This is a genomic window from Mesorhizobium sp. M7A.F.Ca.AU.001.01.1.1, from assembly GCF_004022735.1.
GTDB classification, from domain to species: Bacteria; Pseudomonadota; Alphaproteobacteria; order Rhizobiales; family Rhizobiaceae; genus Mesorhizobium; species Mesorhizobium ciceri.
In genome coordinates, this window is record NZ_RZPF01000651.1 from 1 (window position 1) to 3,756 (window position 3,756).

Annotated in this window: 5 protein-coding genes; 2 read left to right on the forward strand and 3 right to left on the reverse strand. The window is 66.2% G+C overall.

The window, feature by feature from the left end; genetic code table 11:
- Nucleotides 1-62: 62 nt before the first annotated feature.
- Both EN884_RS29060 and EN884_RS29065 read right to left on the reverse strand, forming a co-directional pair.
- The gene (locus EN884_RS29060; protein WP_063170279.1) at nt 63-515 is read right to left on the reverse strand and encodes a GNAT family N-acetyltransferase; all 453 of its coding nucleotides are present in this window, start codon (nt 513-515) and stop codon (nt 63-65) included.
- Between the two features lie 64 nt (nt 516-579).
- Nucleotides 580-1,332 carry a pyridoxamine 5'-phosphate oxidase family protein gene (locus EN884_RS29065; protein ID WP_063168570.1) on the reverse strand — a complete coding sequence of 251 codons (753 nt, stop codon included), beginning with the start codon at nt 1,330-1,332 and terminating at the stop codon, nt 580-582.
- A 35-nt stretch (nt 1,333-1,367) separates the two neighbouring features.
- Here EN884_RS29065 and EN884_RS29070 point away from each other — a divergent pair, with 35 nt between their 5' ends.
- On the forward strand, nt 1,368-2,804 hold the full coding sequence (locus EN884_RS29070; protein ID WP_082826687.1) for a PLP-dependent aminotransferase family protein: 1,437 nt from the start codon (nt 1,368-1,370) through the stop codon (nt 2,802-2,804).
- Nucleotides 2,805-2,875: 71 nt separating this feature from the next.
- On the opposite strand, the gene EN884_RS29075 is transcribed toward EN884_RS29070, so the two are convergent.
- Nucleotides 2,876-3,370 (reverse strand): hypothetical protein, encoded by a 495-nt coding sequence (locus tag EN884_RS29075; RefSeq protein ID WP_224621167.1) that lies wholly within the window; start codon nt 3,368-3,370, stop codon nt 2,876-2,878.
- A 114-nt stretch (nt 3,371-3,484) separates the two neighbouring features.
- On the opposite strand from EN884_RS29075, the gene EN884_RS29080 reads away from it, so the two are divergent.
- Nucleotides 3,485-3,756: DUF922 domain-containing protein (locus EN884_RS29080; protein ID WP_128360886.1), on the forward strand; the 272-nt coding region annotated here is incomplete at its 3' end.

Genomic DNA, 3,756 nt, shown 5'->3' on the forward strand with positions numbered 1-3,756 from the left:
CTGGCGCACTGCTCGAACGCCGCGAGCAGTTCCACAAAAGTGTTGCAGCGTTTTCCGACCGCCTAAAGGCTCTTCTTGTAGCCGAGATGGCTGCCGGTGAAGCCGAGGCTTTCGTAAAAACGATGCGCGTCCGCCCGCCCTTTGTCGGTGGTCAGTTGAACGAGGCCGCAGCCGCGCGCGCGGCACGCGTCGATCGCCCATTCGATCATCTGCCTGCCGATGCCGTCCGAGCGCCTGTGGCCGGCGACCCGAACCGCCTCGATCTGGCCGCGCCACGCGCCCTTGCGCGAGAGCCCGGCAAGGAAAGTTACCTGCAAGGTGCCGACCACCTCGCCGCCATCCACGGCCACCGCCAGCAGCTGATTGGGATCGGCGTCGATGGCGTTGAAAGCGTCGACATAACCTTGCGCCAGCGGCAAGGAAGCGTCCTCGCGGCCGGCGCCAAGCGGATCGTCGGCCAGCATGGCCACGATATCAGGCAGGTCGGAGGCCTGCGCACGGCGGAAGGTGATCATGGTGTCGAGATATCGCGAGGCGGCGGCAGCGGCAAGATTTGAATACGTTCCCACTAGGCGCGGGCTAAACTTCGCCCTCATAAACCCGCTGCGCCTGCGTCAGCGCCTCATCGAGCCGCGCGCCCTCGGCATATCCAGCCAGGTTCCGCGGCCGCTCCATGTCAGGCATCAGCCTCGGACACGGCTCGGCGGCGCCGACCACCATCCGCACCGGGATGACGCCGGCCCAAACCGGATGCCCGTAATCCTCCTCGTCGTCGCCGACGCCCTTGGCGCGTACCTTCGCCGATGCCTCTTCAATACGCATGCCGATCACCGTCGTCGCCTTGGCCTCCTGCGCCGAGATCGGCCTCAGGGTCTCGCTCCGGCCGGGATAGAAACGGTCGACGACGCCGGCCAGCGCCTTCAGTTTCTCCTGCGGCTCGTCGACGATTCGCGCCGTGCCGAAACACATCGCCGAGCGGTAGTTGGCCGAATGGTTGAAGCCCGAGCGCGCCAGCACCAGCCCGTCGAGATGCGACACCGTGAGACAGGCCGGCGTGCCGCCGCGCAGATTGCGCAGCATGCGGCTGGCCGACGAGCCGTGCCAGTACAGCATGTCGTCCTCGCGCCAGTGGATGGTCGGCGTGCAATAGGGCTGGCCATCGAACGTATAGGCGACATGGCACAGCAGCCCGGCATCCAGCACCGCGAAGACTGCCGCATGGTCGTAGCTGCCGCGCTCGTGCAGGCGCTTGACGCGGTTGCGGCTGGTGGTCGGAAAACTGGCTGGCGTGTCGTTCACGGCTTGCATCCTTGGTTGTCGTCTGCCAACCATGCGCCATGACATTGGTCGATAAAAGAACCAATCCCATGAAGAAAAACCGGACCAATTTTCCGGATTGGTCGGCGCTGATCCCGGTCCTGCCGGGCGACGGCCCGCGCAGCCGCGAGCTTTATGCGGCGCTCAGGCGGCTGATCGAGACCGGCGCGCTGGCCACCGGGGCGAAACTCCCGACCACCCGGGATCTCGCACAGCGCTTCGGCCTGTCGCGTTCGGCGGCGGTTGCCTGTTTCGAAATGCTGATCTCGGAGGGGTTTGCGGTCGCCAAGGTCGGCGCCGGCACCTTCGTCGCGCCTGATGTGCCGCATCTGCCGCTGACGCTGATCAAGCCGCGTCCAGCGGAGATCGACGTCGCGGCGTCGCTACCTTGCGGCCTTGGCGTTGCGGTCTCCGATCCGCGCACGCTTGATATGTTTCGCATCCTTCTGTCGCGCCACCTCACCCGCCCCGGACCGGAGCATTTCCGCTATGGCGACCCGCGCGGCGGCCTGCCGCTGCGCACGGCAATTGCCACCTATCTCAGGACCGCACGCGGCGTGCGCTGCGACGCCGGCCAGATCGTGCTGACGTCGGGCACGCAGCAGGGGCTCGATCTCCTGGTGCGTGCAGCACTTCGTCCCGGCGATGCCGTCTGGATCGAAAACCCCTGCTATCCCATGGCGCACGCCGTGCTGGCCGGCAGCGGGGCCACGGTTTTTGGCGTACCCGTCGACGCGGAAGGGCTCGATCCCGAGATCGGCGAAAGCCTGTGCTCCAAGGCGCGCGCGGCCTATGTCACGCCCTCGCATCAATATCCGCTCGGCGTGACGATGACGATGCGCCGCCGTCTCGCTTTGCTCGACTGGGCGCGGCGCAACGATGCCTGGATCATCGAGGACGATTACGACAGCGAGTTCCGCTATGCCGGCCCGCCGCTGACCTCGCTGCAGGGCATGGACGGCTCGGGCCGTGTCGCCTATCTCGGCACCTTCTCGAAAATCCTCTTCCCCGGCCTGCGCATCGGCTATGTCGTGGTGCCCGAAGCGCTGCTCGATGCCGTGATGGCGGTCAGGGCGCGCTCCGACCGCTTCCCCTCGACGCTGGCCGAAGGCGCGCTGACCGACCTGTTGAACGAGGGCCATTTCGCCGCGCATCTCAGGCGCGTGCGCCGCCGGGTGCAAGCCGCGCGCGACGTGCTGGTCGCCGGCCTCGAGACGCATTGCGGCGATGCCCTCGAGGTAACCGTGCCCGAACAGGGGCTGCACTTGATGGCGACGCTGAAGCACGCCGGGCCGGACACGGCGATCGTCGAGGCGGCGAAGGCGGCAGGTGTCGGCGCCAGGGCCTTGTCCTCGATGTTCATCGGCGGGGCGTCCCGGCAAGGCCTGGTGCTGGGTTTTTCCGGGTTTTCGGACGAGGAACTGATGGCCGCGACGGTACGACTGGGTGGGGTGATGGGCCGCAGTCCCGGCCGCCAAACTACCTGATCCTGCTCAAACAATCCTAGGGCGAAGCAGGAGCGCAGCTCCGTCTCGGAGGCCTTCGGATGACGAAGTCCTCAATCCCCATCGGCGGGCTGGGCCTTGCCGCACTGCGCCAGCACCTTGCCGATGGCCGCGCTTGAACCCTTCAGCGGAAAGCTGATCTCGCCATATTTGGCTGAACTGACCGACACATCGCCCTTGCCGCGCAACAGGTCGAGCAGCGGATCGGCTTTCGCCAGGTTGACCACGAAGTAGTTGTACATGGCCTCCAGCTGCAGCGCCTTAGTTACCGTCTTGCCGTCGGCCTTGAACGCGAACGAACCGCTGATGCCAGGCTCCAATTGCCGGCCGTTGGCGCCGAGATCGTAGCTCAGCACCGGCGTGTCGAAACAGGTCAGCATCAGATACGCATCGCCTTTCGGCCCGCCGCAGACCGAGGCCGTCAGCACGCTGCCGCCCTCGTCTTCCTCCATCCTGGCGCTCCAGCCGCCGCACGACGCGGCAAACGCCGGTTGCGCGGCCTGCAGGACCGCTACCGCACCGGCGACGACGAGATGTGCAACTCTCATGGCTCCCCCAACTGCCTTCAGGGCATTTGCAGCGCCCGTCGCAAGCATATAGGAAAAAGCGATCCGATGGCATTGCCCCTTGCGGCAGCCGGTCCTGTTTCGCGGAGAGTTGGATTGAGAGCCTGCATTCGCCTGTGTCTGTCCTTTGCCGCCCTGCTGGCCTTGCCGCTCACCGCTCATGCCGAGTGGAAGCCGGTCGAGAAGATCGAGCCCTACGCGATCTCGGGCCAGTCCGGCGCCGAACTCTACCGCTCGATCGGCGAGAAAGGGCCAAAGCTCGGCATTGCCCGCGCCATCGCCTACACCAATTTCAAGCTGACCTGGGGGCTAAGGGATTACAAGCCCAGCGGCAAGGACTGCGTGCTGACGGCCGGGCGGCCGAAGCT

Bases quoted from the DNA above. Each gene is read 5' to 3' on its own strand.
- EN884_RS29060 (WP_063170279.1), bottom strand. From the start codon at position 515: ATGATCACCTTCCGCCGTGCGCAGGCCTCCGACCTGCCTGATATCGTG.
- EN884_RS29075 (WP_224621167.1), bottom strand. From the start codon at position 3,370: ATGAGAGTTGCACATCTCGTCGTCGCCGGTGCGGTAGCGGTCCTGCAG.
- EN884_RS29065 (WP_063168570.1), bottom strand. From the start codon at position 1,332: ATGGTTGGCAGACGACAACCAAGGATGCAAGCCGTGAACGACACGCCA.
- EN884_RS29070 (WP_082826687.1), top strand. From the start codon at position 1,368: ATGAAGAAAAACCGGACCAATTTTCCGGATTGGTCGGCGCTGATCCCG.